The organism is Bradyrhizobium sp. STM 3561 (assembly GCF_045571455.1).
GTDB classification, from domain to species: Bacteria; Pseudomonadota; Alphaproteobacteria; order Rhizobiales; family Xanthobacteraceae; genus Bradyrhizobium; species Bradyrhizobium vignae.
In genome coordinates this window covers 8,005,783-8,026,239 of the sequence record NZ_CP120695.1, presented here as the reverse complement: position 1 = coordinate 8,026,239, position 20,457 = coordinate 8,005,783, and the positions used below count along the sequence as shown (strand labels likewise).

Annotated in this window: 16 protein-coding genes and 1 pseudogene; 16 read left to right on the top strand and 1 reads right to left on the bottom strand. The window is 57.4% G+C overall.

The genetic code is table 11. From position 1 onward, the window contains the following. Window positions 1–256 precede the first annotated feature (256 nt). The 8 genes from P6U28_RS38025 (at window position 257) to P6U28_RS37990 (ending at window position 6,716) form a co-directional block, all read left to right on the top strand. Window positions 257–553 (top strand): hypothetical protein, encoded by a 297-nt coding sequence (locus tag P6U28_RS38025; protein ID WP_160118921.1) that lies wholly within the window; start codon window positions 257–259, stop codon window positions 551–553. A gap of 71 nt (window positions 554–624) precedes the next feature. Beyond that, complete coding sequence (locus P6U28_RS38020; RefSeq protein ID WP_122405452.1) at window positions 625–858, top strand: nodulation protein NopA; 234 nt, start codon at window positions 625–627, stop codon at window positions 856–858. Between the two features lie 115 nt (window positions 859–973). Then, a complete protein-coding gene (locus P6U28_RS38015; RefSeq protein ID WP_209294978.1) occupies window positions 974–1,864 on the top strand; it encodes a hypothetical protein in 891 nt (296 codons plus the stop codon). A 33-nt stretch (window positions 1,865–1,897) separates the two neighbouring features. Further along, window positions 1,898–2,437: a hypothetical protein gene (locus P6U28_RS38010; protein ID WP_407120900.1), complete on the top strand. Its 540-nt coding sequence runs from the start codon at window positions 1,898–1,900 to the stop codon at window positions 2,435–2,437. Window positions 2,438–2,439: 2 nt separating this feature from the next. Further along, window positions 2,440–2,862, top strand: a complete 423-nt coding sequence (locus P6U28_RS38005) for a histidine kinase (protein WP_407120898.1) — start codon at window positions 2,440–2,442, stop codon at window positions 2,860–2,862. An 8-nt stretch (window positions 2,863–2,870) separates the two neighbouring features. Beyond that, entirely contained in the window at window positions 2,871–4,988 is a 2,118-nt protein-coding gene (gene sctV / locus P6U28_RS38000; protein ID WP_407120896.1) for a type III secretion system export apparatus subunit SctV, read from the top strand. A 217-nt stretch (window positions 4,989–5,205) separates the two neighbouring features. Further along, window positions 5,206–5,634, top strand: a complete 429-nt coding sequence (locus P6U28_RS37995; RefSeq protein ID WP_244607815.1) for a tetratricopeptide repeat protein — start codon at window positions 5,206–5,208, stop codon at window positions 5,632–5,634. 797 nt (window positions 5,635–6,431) lie between these two features. Further along, window positions 6,432–6,716, top strand: a complete 285-nt coding sequence (locus tag P6U28_RS37990) for a hypothetical protein (protein ID WP_407120894.1) — start codon at window positions 6,432–6,434, stop codon at window positions 6,714–6,716. A 498-nt stretch (window positions 6,717–7,214) separates the two neighbouring features. On the opposite strand, the gene P6U28_RS37985 is transcribed toward P6U28_RS37990, so the two are convergent. Beyond that, window positions 7,215–7,400 carry a hypothetical protein gene (locus P6U28_RS37985; protein WP_122405457.1) on the bottom strand — a complete coding sequence of 62 codons (186 nt, stop codon included), beginning with the start codon at window positions 7,398–7,400 and terminating at the stop codon, window positions 7,215–7,217. Window positions 7,401–8,575: 1,175 nt separating this feature from the next. Here P6U28_RS37985 and P6U28_RS37980 point away from each other — a divergent pair. From P6U28_RS37980 to P6U28_RS37945, 8 genes and pseudogenes are all read left to right on the top strand, one after another. After that, the gene (locus P6U28_RS37980; RefSeq protein ID WP_407120892.1) at window positions 8,576–9,286 is read left to right on the top strand and encodes a hypothetical protein; all 711 of its coding nucleotides are present in this window, start codon (window positions 8,576–8,578) and stop codon (window positions 9,284–9,286) included. 427 nt (window positions 9,287–9,713) lie between these two features. Beyond that, window positions 9,714–11,066 carry a M16 family metallopeptidase gene (locus P6U28_RS37975; RefSeq protein WP_407123154.1) on the top strand — a complete coding sequence of 451 codons (1,353 nt, stop codon included), beginning with the start codon at window positions 9,714–9,716 and terminating at the stop codon, window positions 11,064–11,066. Window positions 11,067–11,125: 59 nt separating this feature from the next. Next, window positions 11,126–12,499, top strand: a complete 1,374-nt coding sequence (locus P6U28_RS37970) for a M16 family metallopeptidase (protein WP_407120890.1) — start codon at window positions 11,126–11,128, stop codon at window positions 12,497–12,499. A gap of 1,213 nt (window positions 12,500–13,712) precedes the next feature. Next, window positions 13,713–14,462 carry a hypothetical protein gene (locus P6U28_RS37965; RefSeq protein ID WP_122405458.1) on the top strand — a complete coding sequence of 250 codons (750 nt, stop codon included), beginning with the start codon at window positions 13,713–13,715 and terminating at the stop codon, window positions 14,460–14,462. Between the two features lie 60 nt (window positions 14,463–14,522). After that, window positions 14,523–15,242: a hypothetical protein gene (locus P6U28_RS37960; protein ID WP_122405459.1), complete on the top strand. Its 720-nt coding sequence runs from the start codon at window positions 14,523–14,525 to the stop codon at window positions 15,240–15,242. 419 nt (window positions 15,243–15,661) lie between these two features. After that, window positions 15,662–16,606, top strand: coding sequence for a transposase family protein (locus tag P6U28_RS37955; RefSeq protein WP_407120888.1), 945 nt, complete (start codon window positions 15,662–15,664; stop codon window positions 16,604–16,606). Further along, entirely contained in the window at window positions 16,524–17,195 is a 672-nt protein-coding gene (locus P6U28_RS37950) for a hypothetical protein (protein WP_407120886.1), read from the top strand. Before P6U28_RS37955 ends, P6U28_RS37950 begins: the two co-directional genes overlap by 83 nt. 2,020 nt (window positions 17,196–19,215) lie before the next feature. Next, window positions 19,216–20,270 (top strand): annotated as a pseudogene (locus P6U28_RS37945) (cytochrome-c peroxidase). The last annotated feature ends 187 nt before the right edge of the window (window positions 20,271–20,457 follow it).

Genomic DNA, 20,457 nt, shown 5'->3' with positions numbered 1-20,457 from the left:
CCAATGGAACGCTTTCGAAGATGAGCAACGTGCTCACCCGATCAAGCTCCACAAACGATTGTTTGTCTTAACCATCTGATCTCCAGCTTTCGCCGGCTACCTTTCAAATACGGTCTGCTGGTGAACCGTTTAGTGACGATCCACCATCGGCTCATTGTATTTTCTACGACTCGTCAGCTTGTCGAAAGCTAATCCTTGCAGAGTGGAGGGTGGAAACTGCCTCGATTGGCACATCGAATTGACATAGGAGAACCCGATGCGCGTTACGAGCTCTAGCGCCGCTGGGCACGTTGATGCTGACCTCCATGCGGCTGGCGGCAAAAGCGGCGGCAAAAAAGGATCTCACAAGCCTGGCGAGCGCGACGATCATGGCCGATCGCCTGATGCAAACATTCCCGTAAACGGCGGCGCGTCCACTCCGGGCGGTAACTCGCATGAAGCCGCTATGCAGCAAGCGTTCAACGTCGCTCTGGGAGCCGTTGCTCTCCAATTTGTGAATAGTGCAATGAGCCATTTCGACGATGTCATGGCCGAGACAGAGGAGGATTCCTGACGTCGCATGTTGCGACGTTAGGAAATAGGAGCCGCACGTGGCGGCGAAATTGAACACACAGGAGAAATAGGATGACTAAGAATGTTGGTGCGTCTCATACCTCGGCTGCAGGTGGAGCAGCCGGCACCGCTACTGCTGCAGCAGCTTCCACGGCTGCTGAAGCTGCTGGAGAGGCGGCATTCCAACGGCAAATCGCCGCTCTGACTTTGACCAGCACAAAGGCTGCTGAGAGGGATGTGGAACTTCGCGTCGTCTCGACCGAGCTCTCGACCGTCAAAAAAGCGGCCGATGAGCGGGTGCAGTAAGGGATGAGGTGGGGCGACGTCGCCCCACCACTTTCCCCGGCTGCTTAGTCTGTGAAGTCGCAACGGGCCGTACGGTTTTGCCGTACGGTCCCATTCGCTATTCAGGAAACCGACCGTGAATGAACCAAATTGCCTGCATTTCGAAGTGCTGTCGGGGTGTTATTCCGGGCTGACAAGTAAAGTGGGGATCGGACCGTGTCTGATTGGCAGCAGCCTCGATGCAGACTTAATCTTCGTCGAACAAGGCCTCGAACCGCACCATTTCCGTATCACCCCGCATTCCAATTCAATCGAGATCGAGGCCCTTGCGAGGGACGTCAGGATCGAGGGGCACGAGACTGTTTTAGCGAATGAGCCCATTGTTGTCCCTCTTCCTGTCGTTTTGCATGCCGGGGCGATGTCCATGCGCTGGACGATCGAGGACTACAAACAAGCTGGCTCCATCGACCGCCGGCGTATATCGCTCGCCGTTCTCACTTTTGTCCTGATCAGCTCTGCCGCGGTTGGCGCAGTCTCATCCAGTTTTGTCCAGACCGACGCCACAGTGGCGTCAAGTCCGTCGTCCCCTGCTACAGCCATTGCACCCAAGCTGGCGCTCAGCGCTCCTGATGCCCTGGCCACCGATGCAGCTGCCGAGCGGCTGCAAGAGGAAGTTGACAGAGCGGGCCTTGTCGGCATCAAGGTCGCCTCTGGGGCGGGCGTCGTCACCGCCGACGGCACCGTTACGCCCGCCTCGCTGGCCACATGGCGAGACGTCCAGCAGCGGTTTGATCAAAATAGCAATGGCGCTTATACGCTCGTCAATGCGGTCGCCATCAAGGTTGAGAAGACGCCCCCCGCAATTGAGGTCCAAGCTGTTTGGCGCGGGAGCGAACCCTATATTGTCATTGCTGGTCAAAAGTATTTCGTCGGCGCGCTCTTGAGCAATGGATGGACCGTCTGCGGGATTGAGGAAGGGCGTGTTCTGCTGAGCCGGGATGGTCGGCTTGCCACCCTACCCTATTAGCGCTTTTGGCCGCATGTAAGGAAGCAAAGTGCCATGACTAGGCTGCCCCCGAATCCCGTCAAGCCTGGCACCTCTTTTCAGGAGCCAAACGTCGATCATCATGCATCTGCCACCACGCCGGTTAGTTCTCGAGCCAAGTCCATCGGGATTGATCGGACCCGTGGCAATGATACCAAGAGCCACACCTCAATTTCTCGCCACAGGGACGTGCTGGATCCGTTGGTCGACGCCACGATCGAGAGCGCGCTCGAGCTCAGTTCGATCGATGCAGTCTCGCGCGTCAATCTCGACGAGGCGCGCGCCCCGCCCGGTCAGGTCGAGCCAGGCTCGGAACTCGCTTGGCTTAATGAGCCCAATCTCGCGCACGGTCTACTCTCCTTCGTGACGCCGCGCTTACGCCATTCGCATGTTCTGCGTCCAGAGCAACACGGCCTTCTTCTGGAGCGTTTGGCTGATACGCTATCAGCCGCGCCAGAGGATTTGGTGTCACGTGAAGGGGCCGCACTTCTGCAACTGGAGCTGCAGCGATTAATCCTGTTTCGCCAGAGTCACAACGGCTTGATCAAAGGCTAGCGATGGCCGCGCCAGACAAAGTGCAACACTTCACATCTACACAGCGCGTTTCCGAAGCCGGCGCTGTCGAACTGATCTCCGGGCCGGAGCGAGATTTGCTCTGCGTGCTTTCTTATGTCTACCTTGCGTGCGGACAGAGCGCCAAGAGCCTGGCTCTGTTGCGGCTGGTCGCTCACGAACAGTCCCAAGACATCGGCCTGCTCCGCATCCTGGCCTACGCTCTCATCTCGGAGCGTCGCGGTGACGAAGCACTGTCGGTATTGGATAAGCTTGACAAACTGGATGACGAGCCGTCTTCGTGTCTGCCCTTGATGCTGATGCGCAGCCACGCCCTGCGTCACGCCGGCCGCATGACCGAAGCGCAAGCCGTCTTCAAACGCTATGTTTTGTTGCGGGGCAGCACAGCTGCAATCGAACAACAATAAGGCTTCTCATGGCCAACCTTCTACGAACTCTCATCACGCGCGCGCCGGCTCATCCGGATTTGATGGTCGCGTTGATGCTTCTTCTGGCGATCGGAATGATGATCATGCCGATCCCGATCATCGTGATCGATATGCTGATCGGCTTCAATCTGGGGTTTGCCATATTGCTGTTGATGGTCGCCCTGTATCTCAACACGCCGCTCGACTTTTCGTCCCTACCGGGCGTCATCCTGATCTCCACCGTCTTTCGTCTCGCTCTTACCGTTGCAACGACGCGACTGATCCTAGCCGAGGGCGATGCCGGCAGCATCATCCATACGTTCGGCGATTTCGTCATATCCGGCAACATCGCCGTCGGCATTGTCATATTCCTGATCGTGACCATGGTGCAGTTCATGGTTCTCGCCAAGGGCGCCGAACGGGTGGCGGAGGTATCGGCGCGCTTCACGCTCGATGCGCTGCCGGGAAAGCAGATGGCGATTGATGCGGAGCTGCGCAACGGCCATATCGATCAGCACGAAGCCCGCAGCCGGCGCGGCGCGCTGGAGCGAGAGAGCCAACTGCACGGCGCGATGGACGGCGCTATGAAATTCGTGAAGGGCGATGCCATAGCCGGACTCATAGTCATCTGCATCAATATGCTGGGTGGCATCACGATCGGATCGCTCTCCAAGGGCATGTCCCTCGAGGAGGCGATGCATCAATACACCATCCTGACGATCGGTGATGCGCTCATTTCGCAGATTCCGGCCCTGCTGCTGTCAATTACCTCAGCAACCATTGTTACTCGTGTCAACGGTCCTTCCAAACTCAATCTCGGCGCTGATATCGTCAACCAACTTACAGCCAGCACGCAAGCGCTACGCTTGGCGTCCTGTGTCTTGCTTGTGATGGGGCTCGTTCCTGGCTTCCCTTTGCCCCCCTTTGTCATACTGGCCGCGCTCTTCTCCGCCGCCAGCTTTCTCAAGGTTAGCGTGCAAGAGGGCAAGACCGCTCCCAAAGCCGGCGCCGGTCCCACCGGTTCGGCTCCCGCTTCCGCACAGGGTCAGAAGCAAGCCGTGCCCGCGGAGGCACTTCCAATTACGCTGTTGCTAGCGCCGAGCCTGATGCAAGCAATCGACGTAGGGGAACTCGAGCAGTGCGTCGCTCGGGTTTCGGCACTGGTTTCAGCTGATCTTGGCATCACAATTCCACGCATTCCCGCCCAAAGCGCAAAGCACCTGGCCCAATCGCAATTCCGGGTGGATGTCGAAGGAGTGCCCGTGGAAGAGGGCGCCATTGACCCTACACAACTCTTACTTAATGACGACGTGGCGAACATTGATTTGAGCGGGATCCCCTTTTGGCACGACCCAGACACGAATCGGATCTGGATCAAACAAACCCATGCGCCTGCTCTCAAAGCTGCCGGAATAGGGCACCACCGTCCGAGCGAAGTCATCGCCTTGCGCGTCCAGTCAACGTTGACACGCTATGCACAGCGCCTGGTGGGCATTCAGGAAACGCGTCAGTTGCTTGGCCGGATGGAGCAGGAATATGCCGATCTGGTGAAAGAGGTGCTGCGCACGACACCGATCCCTCGCATTGCGGATGTCCTACGTCGCTTGCTGGACGAGGGCATCCCGATCCGGAACACCCGTTTGGTTTTGGAAGCGCTTGCAGAATGGAGCGAACGGGAACAAAATGCCGTACTGCTCACGGAATATGTGCGCTCCGCTCTGAAGCGGCAGATCTGTCACCGCTACGCCAACGCCCATCGTGTCGTGGCGGCTTTTATCGTTGAGCGCGAGACCGAGGATATCGTGCGCAGTGCGGTGCGCGACACCGCTGTCGGTCCCTATCTCGTTTTGGAGGATCGGCAAAGCGAGATGCTGCTTTCACAATTTCGCCAGATCCATTCAAGCATCGCACGCAGTCAGAACCAGCCAGTTATCCTGGGCTCGATGGATATCCGGCGCTTCGTCCGCGGCTTTCTCACCCGGAATGGAATAGACCTACCTGTTCTCTCCTATCAGGATCTCGCTTCGGATTTCACCGTCCAGCCGATTGGCTCCGTCAAACTTGCGCCCGGCAAGGACAACACTCCTACAGGCGGCCATCGTGACCTCCTCCCTGCGGCCGGCTGACGAGCACGGGTTTAGGGTCGTGAGGTCGCTTATGAATTCATGTAAGATTAACGTTCTGCGGCGCTGGTGTAACTTTCGTCGCCATTCGTGCTCGGCCTTTCTCCCCATGCTTGCTATTGTGCTGCTCGCGGGTTGCGTTAACTCGCACAAGTCGGGTCTTTCACAGCAGCCGGCGTCTACGGCAGAGTTGGTCGGGGCCAAGGAGGTCGATCCAGCTATGCGCGAGCGCATCGCTCACGCTCTCGGCCAGGATGCTGACGAGAAGGCTTTGCGCGATGCGCTGAAGCAACGACCGGACAATGTTGATGCCGCGATTCCTCTTGCGCGGGCTTTGCTGGCACGCAAATGCCCGAATGATGCGCTTGATGTGCTCGATGGGATCTTATTGGCAGCCCCTGGCGACCTGCGCGCATTGAATGCCAAAGCGGTTGTTCTCGATCACGAGGGCCGACATCGGGAGGCCCAAGAACTCTATCGCCAAGCTCTCGCGGTGGAACCCGCAAACCCGATGCTGCGCAATAACTTCAAACTGTCCCTCGCCCTTGAAGGTAAGATTGGCGGCGCCAACCCTGCACCGCAGGCGGACGGCCGGCACTTCGCGGCGCTATCTCGAACGAGCCAATGCGGGAGCGGATCGGAATGGTGACGTCTTGATGCTTAGCTGTCAGCATGTCGACAGCTAGGCTTACCATCAACGCGGAACACTCAATCGGCGGCGGGCCCCCGCGACCTCGTCGGTACAACTGGCAGGCTTCATGTTTCAGCGCACCAGCAATTTATCCGATACACAATGCGCTTCCGAGGCCAATGAAATGAGAACGAGCGCGACTAACGACCGGTACTACGCGCATCGCCAACGATTCGCCGGATATACTCTCCTCCCTGAACTCGGCGCCATCGAGTTTCTCCTCTGATCATTTTCGACTGAAGTCCCGCCATACGCGCTGGTTGACGAGCCGACCGGTGGTTGAGATCTCAAGATCTTCATTCGAGAACAAGCCGGCAGAGTTTTATGGCGGAGACATAGAGCATATTGCTGCGAATCCGCAGCGATACTCTAGCTCGGCTGTCCCGAAAGGCTCAACGCACGGCGGACATTGCGTTTTGCTTCGGCACGAAATCTGGTTCAGAGAAAGCGCGATAGTTCAGCTATCAGCTCGCGAACAAGAGCGCCGGGCTCCTGAGAACGAAAGCCGGAGGTCGCCCCAGTGAGCTGTTCAAGCGCAAGAATGATTGACGCGAACAATTTCCTGGGTGAGATGAACTCACCTCAATAATAGATTTCCGGGCTACTCATCCGGTTGTCGATAACACGGGCGATCTCTTGCTTTAACATCAGCCCCGGATCGATGGCAACGAACCGCTCGTCCTCTCTCAGTCTTTCAATCCGGAAGCGGAAGCCCGCACAGCAGCGTTTGGCTTGTTGAGGTAAGTGACTCGATCATGGTGCTTGATCCGACCAAGCACGAGGACAAATGGAACAACAACGGATGCAAATTGCAACGAGCGGGTAAACCGCCTTTGTATCTTGCCGCAACTGAAGACAATAGCGGCGATGCCAAGTGTACCGAAAGTGCAGCAAAGCCCACGAACGATCCGTATGATGATGACAATGATTTATGTAGAGCGTACAGCCTCTACATGAAGATAGCCCACCTCATTGACCAGATTGACTTTGGCGAGGTCAGCCTCGCATCTCACGCACTTCGCCATATAACTCTTGAATGATTTCTGCATCCGCAAGGATCGCGGAATCCCGCTTTTGATAAGCCGGAGTTTCCGTTTTCCTTGCGCGGCGCAACATCGGATCTTGCGGCTGACCAGCGCGCGCCGACATTCATCAGGCGATCACACATCTGAGCTCCCGGCGCTAGCAGATTTACTCGGCATGCCCCTCTTACGTCGGCTTTAGGGCTTAATGTTTGCATGGCACCGCGACGCACGGTGCCGAACCAAGGACTCCTTCTTGCCGAAAGCGAAGGCATCATCTCTCCGTGCAACGGAACGGCGCCCTTGGCACAGCGTCGGCGAGGGCGGAAGCAATAGAGCTAAGCTATCCGGTGGCTGGACGAGGGCCCGGGATGTGCTGGCGGAGATGATGAAGCTGTTTGGGCGTTCTATTCGAAACTCCCGCCGATCAATTCCCAGCGCGGCCGCTTGCGCGACTGGATCGTTTGGCCGACCTATTGGCCAGACGGTGGGTTCTTTTCATCGTCGAGCGCGCAATCAAGCAGGACGTGCAGCAGAACAACTGAAGTATCTCTCGATCTCCGCGATCGCGCGTTCCTCCCACTCTGCAGCTTGCGCTAGCAATGAGTCCCGTTGGATCGGCCGAAATGCGGCGGACTGACGGCACAACGAAGCTATCGCGCGATAGCGGCGCACGTTTTCCATGACGGCCGGTCCGGTCATGTGTGGATCTCCTCCCCTGCTATCCCGGGCACGAACTTGCTCGAAAACCGTTTTCGATCCGTTAGCGGTCGGAGTGGAGGCCGTGAATGGTTGGCAGAACCTTGCCGGCATGACGGAGGCCGATAATGAATGTCTTCCACAAGGAGCACATCCACATAAAGCCCGGCTCGGCAGTGCTCCATCCGGGCGCTTCTGCACCCCGTTGGCTCAGTTTATTGGTTGGACAGCGGAGTTAGCAACAGCTAGCGCGAGAGAGGCACGTTTCGGCTTGCAATCTCAATCAGGATGACTGTGAACTGGCCTGTCTTTGGAATCCTCACTAACTCGTTTGAGCAGTCCGTTTATTGGTGATTTGAAAGACAGAGAGCCGGTGCTTTGTCGCCATCCTTTGATAGCAAACGGCACGCAACTGTGACTTCCTCCGTCTCATCGAAGCTAGCGAGATTGAGCAGTTGTTTACCTCGCTGGTCGACAACCGAGATGCTGCTTAGCGACGGATTCTCTCAATCGCGCAACCCTATGCAATCTAGCGTAAGCTTATCGCATAACGTTCCGAGTCTCTTCCGTAGCTCCGTTTACTTGACTTAGCGGTGCGCTTGCGCGGCCGGAGTGCACGGGGTTTCACCGAGAATTTAGCGGAATCGAAAGGCCAGAGATACTCATCGATACTCATGGGAAGTCGTATCGCCGCAACTGCTGAAAATTAAAGGGCTATGGGAACGAGGCTAACGTTCGGGATCCACTGGGACGCAGACTACCACCATTGGTCTACCCCGATTGATGCCGGGGCTTCCCATCGGATGCCACGTGTGCCGCTAACTGTGCTTCAAAACGTGCCGCAGTCCTACCCTTCAATATGCGGCGTCGTAGATCTGCTGAAACTATCGTGCCTGTCAGCATGGCGGCCCGCCTGAGCGCCCCTCGCGAGGTCAAGGAGGCCGTTTTAGACCCGCAACTAGCAATGACAAGTGTCCCTGGTCTTGCCGCCGTATGGATCACAAAAGGCTACTGCGCCATTCAAGGGGACGCTTCAGCCAGCCGAAAGGCCTCTGGCCATCAGCCTACCAAAACAAGGAGACGACGGGCTCTTGTTTGTAGCATATGCTCTGCGAGCGTACGGATGACAACAATTGTGGGCCGGCGCGCTCGCATCCTACGGGTTTAGGGGCACTCGGATGATTACGCCGTTTCGACGGAACTGGAGTCCAAAAGAATTATTCAATACTCTTACGCCAGCGATGTTCGCCGCCGAGCCGTCGGCTGTCCGCGCACGTTGGGACAAATTGTGGCCTGATCTGTACACCGAATATGACGCCCGGTACTTAAAACAAGAATTAGTGGCGAGAAATCTTATCGCTTCCGATGAAGCTGCTGCATTCTTTAACGCCTGGGCGGTTGACGAAGAGCGGCACACCGACGGATTTATCCGGATCATTGAACTTGTCGCCAATGGATCCGAAAGGACTCTTCGGGAGAGATTGGAGGCTCGATCTCATGATTTTGGGCCGATCGTTGAACACCTGAAGGACGAATTTTCCGTGATGGTTATGATCGCTTTTGATGAAATGTGCACTTGCCGCGCCTATGCAGCAGAAAAGCCGTTTTATGACGCCCTTGGGAACAACACGTTCCATCATTGGCTGCGGGAGATAATTGCCGACGAGGCGGTCCACTCGATGAACGCCGTTAATGTTATCCGCTCGCGCTATCGCGGTCGCATTGGCCAAGTCGGCACAATTCTTGATAACCTAATCCGCGCGGCCGATACTCTACGCTATTCTGGTACCTTCGTCCTAGACTACTTCGGCGCAGTGTACTCCAGGGAGCTGCTCGCCGACTCCCGCCTCGCTACCATGAGAAATATTGCCAAGCCACTCACCGTGTAGAGCGAGATCTGTAACTACGCGCTTGCGGAAAGTTGCATCGGCATCATACCGCCCTCAATCCCCCCTTCTGCAGGTTGCCATCTGCCAGTTGGCGCCAAAGCATCCTGGCGCGTCATACGTAAATGTAGTGTTCACGACAGGTCGACGGCTCACCTTCTGCCAGGATGGTGCGCGCCAGTTCTGTTTTGTGTCCGGTTGACGTGCGCGCGGCCGTGAGTACGCCCCTCCGCCAATTTGGTCCGCTCTTTGCTCTGCTGTTTGGCGAACGACGCGCGGCTAAGCGCTTTGTCAGATTTGTCCACCATGAACGTGGATCAGTATGGAAGATGCCATGAAGAACGGGATTTCGGCCGGCGCCGAGGCAGGAGATGTCACCGGTATTACCTCCGGTTCGAGGACGCCCACCGCGCCGGCGCTCGAGCACAGAATGGATGATAGCACCGACTTATCTCTACCTGAAGAGGAGAGCGTCTTTGACGACAGAGTCAGATCGGATCGACCAGCTAGCTTCACGCTTCAGAACGGCCTCCAGGTGCTCGTGATCCCAGATCATCGCACACCCGTCGTGACTCAGATGATCTGGTATAAGGTCGGTTCCGCCGACGAGCCGCCTGGCAAATCGGGGCTTGCGCATTTCCTCGAACACCTGATGTTCAAGGGCACTTCCAAACATCCCGCGAATGAATTCTCCAAGGCCGTCTTGCGCGCCGGCGGCAATCAGAACGCCTTCACCGGGCTCGACTACACCAGCTACTTCCAGCACGTGCCGCGCGAGCACCTCGGCAAGATGATGGAATTTGAAGCCGACCGCATGACCGGTCTCATTCTCAAAAATGAGGACGTGCTTTGCGAGCGCGACGTCGTGCTGGAGGAATTCAGCATGAGAGTCGCCAACAATCCACGTGAACGTCTCGCCGAGCAGATGATGGCGGCGCTTTACCTCAACCACCCCTACGGTCGCCCCATTATCGGGTGGCGCCACGAAATCGAAAAGCTTACCCGCGAGGACGCGCTTAACTTTTACAAGCGCTTCTATGCACCGAACAACGCGATCCTGATTGTCGCTGGCGACGTCGCCCCCAAAGAAATCCGCTCGATGGTGACCGAGACATTTGCTGGCATCCCCACGCAAACATCGATTCCCCTTGAACGCCTGCGGCCGCAGGAGCCGACGCCGGCAGCGCGGCGCATAGTAACGTTCGCCCACGCCCTCGTCGAGCAGCCGGCCCTGCACCGCTATTATCTTGTAGCACCGGCTCGAGCCGCGGCCGGCGGCGAAGGTCCAGTGCTTGACGTACTCGAGCAGTTGATGGGCGGCGGCGTCAACTCATATCTCTATCATTCGCTGGTGGTCGAACAGCAGCTCGCGGTCACCGCCAGCGCGAGCTACCATTCTGCCGCGCTCGATCCCTCACTATTCGCGATTTCCGCCGTGCCAAAACCCGGCGTCCGACTGAGCCAGATCGAGCGCGCCATCGACGACGTAATAGCCGACATTGCGGGTAATCCCGCTTGCACCGAAGATCTCGAGAGGGTCAAGACGCGCCTGATCGCGCAGGTAACCTACACCCAGGACAATCATGAAATGCTCGCGCGCTGGTATGGCCGCGGCCTGACAACGGGACTATCCGTCGACGATATTCGGGGCTGGCCGGACCGCATCCGCGCGGTCGGTGCACAGCAGGTGCACGAGGCCGCGCGGAAATGGCTCGACAAGAAACGGTCGGTGACCGGCTATCTCATCAAAGAGTCCACCCCGAAACACGGGAAGACGCTCTAATGATCCATCCTTGCACACGACGTGAGATCCTTCTCGGAGGAGCCTCGCTCTCAGTCGCGATGCTCGCTTCGGCAAATTCGCTCGCCACCACGAGGACACTTGCCCGCACCAGGATCAAGCGCCTGGTTTCGTCTTGCGGTATAGAAGCCTGGTTCGTGCAGGATTCCACTGTCCCGTTGATCGCGATGGAATTTGCCCTCACCGGCGGCGCGACTCAGGATCCCGCTCAAAAACCTGGCGTAAGCCACCTGGTTGCTGGCCTGCTCAAGGAAGGATCTGCCGGACTTGACTTCAAGACCTTTCATAAGCGGCTCGACCATCGTGCGATTGATCTGCATTTTCACTCGACTCATGATCACTTCCGCGGCTCCTTGCGCACCCTGGAGGACAATGCAGACGAAGCCTTTGACCTTTTGCGGATGGCGCTAACCTCGCCCCGTTTCGACGCGGCCGATGTCGAACGGATCCGTGCCGCTGTGCTTGCACGCCTTCGGCGCGAGTCAACCGATCCTTCGTCTCTGGCCCGTCGCAAGTTCCTCGAAGTCGCCTTTGGCGATCATGCTTATGCTCGCCCAGCCGGCGGATCGCTGGAAAGCGTGCCGAGGATCGCGGCCGCGGATCTCAAGAGCTATGTCCGACGCGTGATCGCAAAAGACACGCTCAAAATCGCGGTGGTCGGCGACATCGATCCAGGGATCCTCTGCAAACTCCTCGACAAGACGTTTGGCAGTCTGCCGACCAAGGCGGAAGCGACGCCGGTTCCCGAAGTCGTCGCAGCAAAGCCGCCGCGGCGAGTCTTTATTCCGCTCGACGTGCCACAGACAGTTGTGACTTTCGGCGGTCCAGCCGTCCGTCGCAGCGAGCCCGATTTCATGGCCGCCTATGTCGTCAACCACATCCTCGGCGGCGCCGGCCCGACGTCGCGCCTGTTCCGCGAAGTCCGCGAAAAGCGCGGCCTGGCCTATTCGGTTCGTGAGAACCTGGTCTGGTTGGATCATTCAGCGGTGCTTCTCGGCAATAGTGGCACCTGCACCGATCGCGCCCACCAAACGGTCGAAGAAATCGAGAAGCAGGTCCGCCACATCGCCGAGGACGGACCGACACAGCAGGAACTCAATGATGCAAAGTCCTACCTGAAGGGCTCGCAAATGCTGGCACTCAACACATCGTCAAAGCTTGCGCGAACGCTGTTGCAGCATCAGCTCGACAAGTTGACCATGGACTATTTCGAAAAGCACAACGGCGCGGTCGATGCTGTGACCTTGGACGACGCCAAAAGAGCAGCACAACGGCTGTGGGGCGCGGGTCTGCTCACAATTATCGTCGGCCGCTCCCCAAAGGACGCAGCGCAGCCGACCACCATGCCATCGGCGATTACACCCTCGTCAGGCGCCCAGCAGCTAGGCGCCGCCCCGACGGCGCTACCGAATTGACTCTTCGAGCAGCTCAGGCGCTTAGAAGCGTTTAGCTATTGCGCGCAAAGTAAGTCTAGCCACGCGCCTTTGGCCCGCGGCGATATTCGCTCGTGGACTGTTGCCGTACGGTCTTTCAAGCGCAGTTTTGCTCAATCGCGTTGCCGCCGTAGTCGCGTTCCGTTGTCCTCGAGCTGCGTTAAGCCGACAGGCTGGCGTACCGTGGCGCCAGCAGATCGATGCCCCTCCAGTGCAAACTTTGGGGATCTGGCAACACTTCGGCGGTTGCCCATGAGGACAAGAATGGCGTAGCTTTACGCCTAGCCCGAATATGCAAACCAACTATCTAAAGCGCGAGCGACCGGAACACACGAGAACTGGACGCGCACCTCGTATTCCATGTCAACCGGTCTTGCCCAGCAAATTAAAAGGCTGACCACAGTGGGCGCTTTAAAACGTGACGAGAGCGCATGCAGCCAGGCCATCCTTCATTACCTGCTCTGGGCCGTACCACGCAGCGCCGTCGGCGAAGAAGAATGCCGGTCCCGGGACGCCGGCTTCTTTTGACGCAGCGTCCTCGGTGTCGCTTTGTACCGATGTTGCTCCATCGGGCTTCGTCCCGCTCACCCTTCGATCTCCACTCAATGACACGATAATCTCGCCTCAGCTTGAACAGATGCATGCTTGCCATTTGCGTTAGCAACCCGTTTCAGCACTGGCATGTCTCAATATTCTTCAGCAGAGTGAGACATCGGCCGTTCACGCTCATATCACTACTTGTCTGCCGAACAAAAATCGGTCTGAACCACCAGACCTTTGATCATTTGCCAAACCATGCGGACAGCGTAGCCCGACTCGATTGTGCTTCCCCGAGCACGGAATCTGACGCTACGTAAGATTCGGTCGCTTCATGCCAATCTAGATATCGGCGCAATAGACATGGCAATCGCAACGACCACCACAGTTCAGATCGTTGGTCTTGGCGGCGCGCATTCTAGCCGCTTACAAACCTCACGTAGATCACCGGTACAAGTGATTTACTCCCCATCTCTGCCTGCATCGTCGTTGCGATCCAAGGACGCCACTCACCATAATGTTGAAAATGTGCATCGGTTGCAGAGCTCTCGCGTCAAAGGCTCATTGCCCCTTCTTTCTGCCATGTTCACACCCAAAGCAGGGACGCGCCGGTTGCGCAATTTGCGCGCGGCAATAGCGCGTGTCTCAGGAGATTTCCATGGTGAAGCCAGTTGTAATTGTGGTAGGTGCGGACAAGGGAGGAGTCGGCAAAACGACCGTATCACGAACGCTGCTGGACTACTTCAGCGTCAACAACGTGCAAACACGCGCGTTCGACACGGAGGCGCCGCGGGGAACGCTGAAGCGCTTTTATCCCGAGATCACTGAGATCGTTGACATGACGGCGACGGCGGACCAGATGAAGATCTTCGATACGCTGAACTCCGGGCTGTCAGTCACCGTTATTGATGCCCGGGCAGGCTTACTGTCCTCTGCGCTGGCTTCCTTGCGCGACATCGGATTTTTGGAGTCGGCGCGGTCTGGCCAGATAACATTCGCCGTGTTCCATATCCTGGGATCATCCATCGCTTCGCTAGACGAGATCGCGGAGACCGCGACCTTCATGAGCGGCGCAAAGTACTACCTGGTCAAGAACTTCATCAACGACACTCAATTCTTCCAGTGGGATCAAGCGACCTACAACTCCTACTTTCACCGCATCAAACATGCGACTGAATTGGTCATACCGAAGCTTAACGAGATGGCCTATGAGCAGGTGGAAGTCGCATCCGTGCCATTCATTGACTTCGTCGCAAACAAGGGGCGGAACGATGAACCGGCGAACAACTCCTTCGTGCTGCGCGGCTATGTCCGGCACTGGCTGTCAAATGTCTGGAGCGAATTTGATCGCATCAACTTGACGGAATTGGCCGGAGCCAAGTCCGCCACCCGGGCCGGCGAAAAGTAGTCGCATATTCGGCGAGCTCAGGTCTGGCCCACGTACGAAACGTAAATTGATCTGCTGGCTATGTTAGCAACCCCCATCTACATCATTTGCTCTCCTAGCCCGCAGGTCGGTAAAACTCTCATCGCTCGGGCGATGAGCGAGTTTTTGCTGCTGAAAAACGGCACAGTGCTGTCGTTTGATGTCAATTTGAAAGAGCCGTCGTTGCTCGACTACCTCCCCAACATCACGGAGACCGCGGATGTAATCGACACTTATGGCAAGATGCAGCTGATGGACCCTCTCATTATCCACGACCAGGTAGCCAAGGTAATCGATCTCGGCTTTCATGCCTTCGACGAATTCTTCAGGATGTGCGAAGAGATCGGCTTCATAAAGGAGACGGCACGCTGCTATGTCGCTCCCATCATTCTCTTCGTCGCCGGCGCTGACCGCATCTCCTATCGCGGTTATGAAATGCTGCGGCGGCGAATTCCGCCGGCGTCGCTGATCACCGTCCACAATGAATTCGTGCTGCGTGGCGGACTACCTGAAGCGATGGATGGCGAGCGGGTGCTTCGCATTCCCGCGCTTCCGCTATTTCTCAAGAGATATATAGACCGGCTTAGCTTTTCCTTCACTGGATATCTGCGTAGCGAGAATGACTGGTCCACCGAGCTGCATCAATGGATCCGGCGGAACTACAGCATGTTCCGCGATCTGGATTCGAGTGTGATGCTGCGAAAGGCCTATCGATCTCGGGGCACGGATATCGACAGCCTACGTTGCACAAGGGCTACTTGAGACTTCGATCTGCTCGCCATCTACTGGTTCAGCCCATGAGTAGCTCTTCGATGGCGCTCTCAAGGGTCGCGAACGCATGATTTGCGGTATACGACTCTTCAGTGGACGCGCATCTTTGCTCGCCGAAAGAACGGACGGGAAAGTCGCAAGTCCTCGGATGCAATTATTCGGCAGGAATGCGGAGCCAAGGAATGGCCGCTCCATGACCATCGCTATGCTTGATACTCCAGGGACGAAGCCTCTCTGATGACCTCAATTGACGATACATTAACTGAGATCAGATCGCTTCGGAACGAAATCTGGCGCTGCCTGTCGGGCGACATGGGAAATTGCCCCCCGCATTGCCTCAGTAAAAATGTTACCGGACAACTTCCCTGTCGTGTCTGGGGCGGAGCTGCCGAATCAGTTCGGTGGCGGGTATGGCAGGGAAGATCAGCATGCGCGCAAAGCGCGAGATCACATCAGCGCTGGTGGAGCGTTATCGGGCGAGCGGACGGCTCGAGAAGGCACGGATCCTGGACGAGCTGTGTGCCGTTACGGGATGGCATCGCAAGCACGCTATCCGAGCACTGTCGGTGGACGGGGCATCGGGATCGGCCGTGCCGCGGCGACGGAGCCGGACCTACGGAGCTTCCATTCGCGTTGCACTGATTGTGCTATGGGACGCCTCTGACCGGCTCTGCAGTAAGCGGCTCGTCGCGATGATCCCGTTTTTGCTTCCGGCTCTTGAACGGCACGGCAGATTGAAGCTTTCTGCCGATGAGAGGTCGAAGGTTTTGAAGGTGAGCGCGGCGACGATCGATCGCCTGCTGAGCGACGTAAAGATCGCAGCAGCCGGAGGACGCCGACGGCGGGCGGGCTTTTCCAGTGCCGTACGGCGGCAAGTCCCGGTGCGTACATTCAATGACTGGGGATCACCTCCGCCGGGGTACTGCGAAGCGGATCTGGTTGCGCACGGCGGCATGTCCGTATCCGGCGCGTTCATTCAGACGCTAACAATGGTGGATATCGCAACGGGGTGGACCGAATGCTTTCCGCTCGTCGTGCGTGAAGCAGCTCTTGTGGTCGAAGCTCTCGAGCGCGCGCAGAACCTATTTCCCTGGCCCGTTCGGGGGCTCGATTTTGACAACGACAGCGCCTTCATGAACGACACGGTCGTGTCGTGGTGCCGTTCTCACGATGTCGAAGTCACTCGTTCCAGGGCCTACAAGAAGAACGATCAGGCATTCGTTGAACAAAAGAACGGAGCTATCGTTCGCCGCCTGGTGGGCTACGGGCGGTTTGAAGGCATTGATTGCTCGCTCATTAGCTCGCCTGTTTGCGGCGGCACGGCTGCACATCAATTTCTTCCAGCCCTCGTTTAAGCTGAAGGAGAAGCACCGCGAAGGTGCCAAGATGATCAAGCGCTATCTTCCTCCCGCTACGCCGTACGAAAGAGCATTGGTCCACCCGAGGCTCAATGAGGCATTCAAAGGTCGGCTGCGGGAGATTTACCGGACGCTTGATCCGGTGGCATTGCTGGCACAGATGCGGGACGCTCAGAATGAGCTGGGTAAGCGCGTCGATCAACGGGCTGGAAAGCCAGCGATGACTGTCGCGCAGGGGCATGGCGACTTAGCGGCCTTTGCCCGAGAGCTCGGCGATGGTTGGAAACAGGGTGAGCAGCGGGGCATTCATCGTCGTCGCTATGTGCGGCGCAGGCCTGTGCCACGTCGGCCATCGATGCTCGACCCCTACATTCCCATCATCGAGGAATGGCTCGCCGCGGCTCCGCACTTGTCCGCGGTCGATCTTCTCTCCCGGCTGGAAGCGCATGCGCCCGGTCGGTTCAGCGGCCATCAGCGGCGCACGGTGCAGCGATTGGTGAAGAATTGGCGATCAAAGGCCGCTCGACAGCTCATCAGCAGCACAGAGATCACACTATCGGTCCAAGCTTCGCGCCTTCGTATTTAATCCTGACAGGTTCTTTCGCCGAAGCACCGCAAGCCGCTCGCTCGCTACGGCGCTCTGGAGGGCGCGCTTCGCGAGCGGCTTGCTCCGACTCGCGGCAGCCGATCCAGAAAGACACCAGGGTGCGCTTCAGTAACATTGTCATCTGAGGCAATATGCGGGGTTAAATCCGGACGTCGCTTGACACTGCCGGCGATTCCTTAAAACGGACCTGCCTGGCGCGGAGCGCATGGCCGTTGAGAAGCGTCTTCTTGAACAGCTTTCTGCCTTTGAACGGCTCTTGTCCACGGCGTTTCCTCTGACCTTGCGCCCCAAAGTGTATTCGACCAAGAGCACCACAATCGGGCCAAGCGCCCCCTGAAAGGCCCATGAGAACGGCGCATCCATTCGGGAACGCGATGGACGGCTAACAAAAGAGGTTTTCTAGCTCTATCGGTAGTTTGAGCCCGGCTGTCGAGAGCAGGCTCATCCCAGCTGAGATCTGGGGAAGACCGCGATCGAACTAACCTGCAACACCAACATTCCTGGCGATCTTTGGCAGATATAGCCGAGTTAGCGACCTGACGGAAAATACCTAGTTCCCGAGCACAACGCTATGGCTTGATGGGCCGCACGGATTCCTGCAGATGTCCGGCCGTAACCACCACAGTTTACGCAGGTTCTCCTTCCGACCATTACAGCAAGCCGATGGCCATCTCTCGACGGCCTCGAAGTGGGCGAATGGCTGCAGCACTGAATAGAGCGCAACTGCTGCAGTACAAAATCGCCCTTCAGAGCGCGTTACGACCTCGTAACACGCGTGGACGCACATCGATCGCTGATCGAGGCCAATCGATTCACGGAGCTCAGTCCCCCTGATAGATGAACTGCAGCTCAGCAGGATGATGCTTCTGCCGCCCAGCTGACCAGACTGCGGCGCCCGTCAGCCTAAGGCTCGTCATTGTCGCCCGATTTCTGAAAGCTACGGCTCGGACGCCTCACTCTCGAGGGAGGACGACTGGAATCCTGTTGAGACGCCGTCTCGGTCCCTCGTTTCTCTCCGCCGCAATCGGGATCATGCGGCGGCATTCGCGGCGCAAGTTCTTGAAGTTGTCCCTAAGACAAAACATGGCTACGACCACATCGCTACGCCCTGTAAAGCGGTCACAGAAGCGCATCACGTCTGGTCGGCACGACGTCAAGACTTCCTCGGCCTGCCGATCTCGCGCACAAGCTTGTCCTGCGCACCACATGGCTGTGATCGCGATCACGATCGGAGCGAGAGCGGCTGCACACCGGGGCGCCTTGCTGACCCAGCTCATTCGCCGCTCTTGATTCACCAAACCTGCCTTAAGTCGCATATCCTTCATTGTTATTCTTTGGCCCGCGAGCGCATTCTGTTTACCGGATTGGGCGGTCTCCGATCGTCGTCCTGCCCCACGCAACACGCTCATTGCGAAGACCGAGATACAACAGAGATTCGGCGTTTAGCGCTGGTGTGGCGATGCTGGCTCCCAATATGGTGTTATGCTTCGCAATGCCTACAACCTGACGCTACGGACGATTCAAGCACTTTGAGCGTCTGGCATGCGTAAATACGTCCTAAGACCCACATTGCGAGCAGTAGGACGAACTCCCGACCACTGCACGCTTGACCGACAGCCCGCGGGTCGGAACGCCACCGATTTTGGTGGATGACGCTCAGCCTAGTGTTGGGGGCCGACATCGAGACGATCAGCGACAAGTGCGTCGGCGCAGCTCGCTTTGTTCGCGGTCTCAACCAGCCGACCTGCAGAGTCAAAGAGTGCAGTACGATTGAATTTCCGAGAAGCACGAAGTTTGGACCGACAGGCCAGGATGCCGTGGCTGGATGGTGGTTGTCGCAACTGTCACGTCCGGAGCGTCAGCCTGGGTGCCGCCTAGTCCATCATTCGGAAAAGACTATTCGTCGTTGACTGCACAGTCTTTCTGAGGACGAGCGCGGACCGAGCGCTGCGTTCACGATCCCCCGATCTAGGAGGAAAGCAAGACTTCACATGAGGAAATTAGCGGCGAGCTTACCAGGGCCGGCAGGTTAAGTGTTGTGGCCTCAGCCATTCTGGCTTCCCCAGCAGCAGGTGCCAGTGAGGATCTGATGAGCGCCGCCAAGCAGATTTTCAAGCCGATTCCCTCAATCGCCCCAGCGGTGAAGGACAATCCTATCACCCATGAAAATGTCACACTTGGCAAATCCTTGTTTGTCGATCCGAGGCTATCGGCGAGCGGGGTTATTAGCTGCAACACGTGTCATAACCTTGGGGTGGGCGGGTAGATGCCGGCCCGACGTCGATTGGTCATCGCTGGCAGCTGGGGTCACGTCGTGCGCCAACAGTCTATAACGCGGTCTTCAACGTGGCGCAGTTCTGGGATGGGCGCGGCGGATCTTAAGGCGCAAGCCGCAGGCCCTGTCCAGGCCAGTGTCGAAATGAATGCGACGCCCGATCGCGTGCTCAGAACATTGAATTCAATGACCGATTATGTCGTTATGTTCGGCAAGGCTTTTCCCAACGATGCGGTGCCAGTTACGCTTGAAAAGTTCGCCAAGGCCATCGAGGCTTTCGAGGCGGCTTTGATTACTCCCGCCGCCCCCTTCGATCAGTACCTCGAAGGCGACGAATATGCTCTCAGCGATCAGCAGAAAGCCGGGCTAAAGCTATGCATCGAAAAGGGCTGTTCCTGTTGCCACAACGGAATCAACATCGGTGGACAGGATTTCTTCCCGTTCGGCGCGATTAAAAGGCCAGCTGAAAGCCTGCTTCCGAGGGAGGACAAGGGTCGTTTTGCCGTCACCAGGGATCTTGGCGATGAGTATGTTTCCGCTCAGCCCCGTTGCGTAACGTCGCATTGCGCCCGCCCTACTTTCATTCTGGTCAGGTTTGGAGTCTTAAACAAGCGGTTGGCGTGATGAGTGAGGTTCAGCTTGGCGCAAAGCTCAGCGATGAAGAAACTGACGAGATTGTCGCCTTTCTGAATTCGCTCACCGGGCAGCTGCCAGTGATCGAGTATCCGATACTGCCCATGCGCACCATTGCAACGCCAAAGCCCTCCTTAGACAAATAGGCCTTCATGATGGTGGCACGCTAGGCGGTCCACGCTGGAGCATTCAGCAGGCTCCGATTGCAAGTCTCGAGCCCCAACCCGTTCCTCGCCGACGAAAGGGTTCGTGAGGGTTCGATCAAATCATCCATCTTGGGCAGCTCAATCCTGGGCCGCGTCGCGATGCAACGAAGGGCAGCGCCCTGAAATG

Bases quoted from the DNA above. Each gene is read 5' to 3' on its own strand.
- P6U28_RS37960 (WP_122405459.1), top strand. From the start codon at position 14,523: ATGTTAGCAACCCCCATCTACATCATTTGCTCTCCTAGCCCGCAGGTC.
- P6U28_RS37990 (WP_407120894.1), top strand. From the start codon at position 6,432: ATGGTGCTTGATCCGACCAAGCACGAGGACAAATGGAACAACAACGGA.
- sctV (WP_407120896.1), top strand. From the start codon at position 2,871: ATGGCCAACCTTCTACGAACTCTCATCACGCGCGCGCCGGCTCATCCG.
- P6U28_RS37980 (WP_407120892.1), top strand. From the start codon at position 8,576: ATGATTACGCCGTTTCGACGGAACTGGAGTCCAAAAGAATTATTCAAT.
- P6U28_RS38020 (WP_122405452.1), top strand. From the start codon at position 625: ATGACTAAGAATGTTGGTGCGTCTCATACCTCGGCTGCAGGTGGAGCA.
- P6U28_RS37970 (WP_407120890.1), top strand. From the start codon at position 11,126: ATGCTCGCTTCGGCAAATTCGCTCGCCACCACGAGGACACTTGCCCGC.
- P6U28_RS37985 (WP_122405457.1), bottom strand. From the start codon at position 7,400: ATGACCGGACCGGCCGTCATGGAAAACGTGCGCCGCTATCGCGCGATA.
- P6U28_RS37965 (WP_122405458.1), top strand. From the start codon at position 13,713: ATGGTGAAGCCAGTTGTAATTGTGGTAGGTGCGGACAAGGGAGGAGTC.
- P6U28_RS37975 (WP_407123154.1), top strand. From the start codon at position 9,714: ATGGATGATAGCACCGACTTATCTCTACCTGAAGAGGAGAGCGTCTTT.
- P6U28_RS38025 (WP_160118921.1), top strand. From the start codon at position 257: ATGCGCGTTACGAGCTCTAGCGCCGCTGGGCACGTTGATGCTGACCTC.
- P6U28_RS37955 (WP_407120888.1), top strand. From the start codon at position 15,662: ATGGCAGGGAAGATCAGCATGCGCGCAAAGCGCGAGATCACATCAGCG.
- P6U28_RS37995 (WP_244607815.1), top strand. From the start codon at position 5,206: ATGCGCGAGCGCATCGCTCACGCTCTCGGCCAGGATGCTGACGAGAAG.
- P6U28_RS38005 (WP_407120898.1), top strand. From the start codon at position 2,440: ATGGCCGCGCCAGACAAAGTGCAACACTTCACATCTACACAGCGCGTT.
- P6U28_RS38010 (WP_407120900.1), top strand. From the start codon at position 1,898: ATGACTAGGCTGCCCCCGAATCCCGTCAAGCCTGGCACCTCTTTTCAG.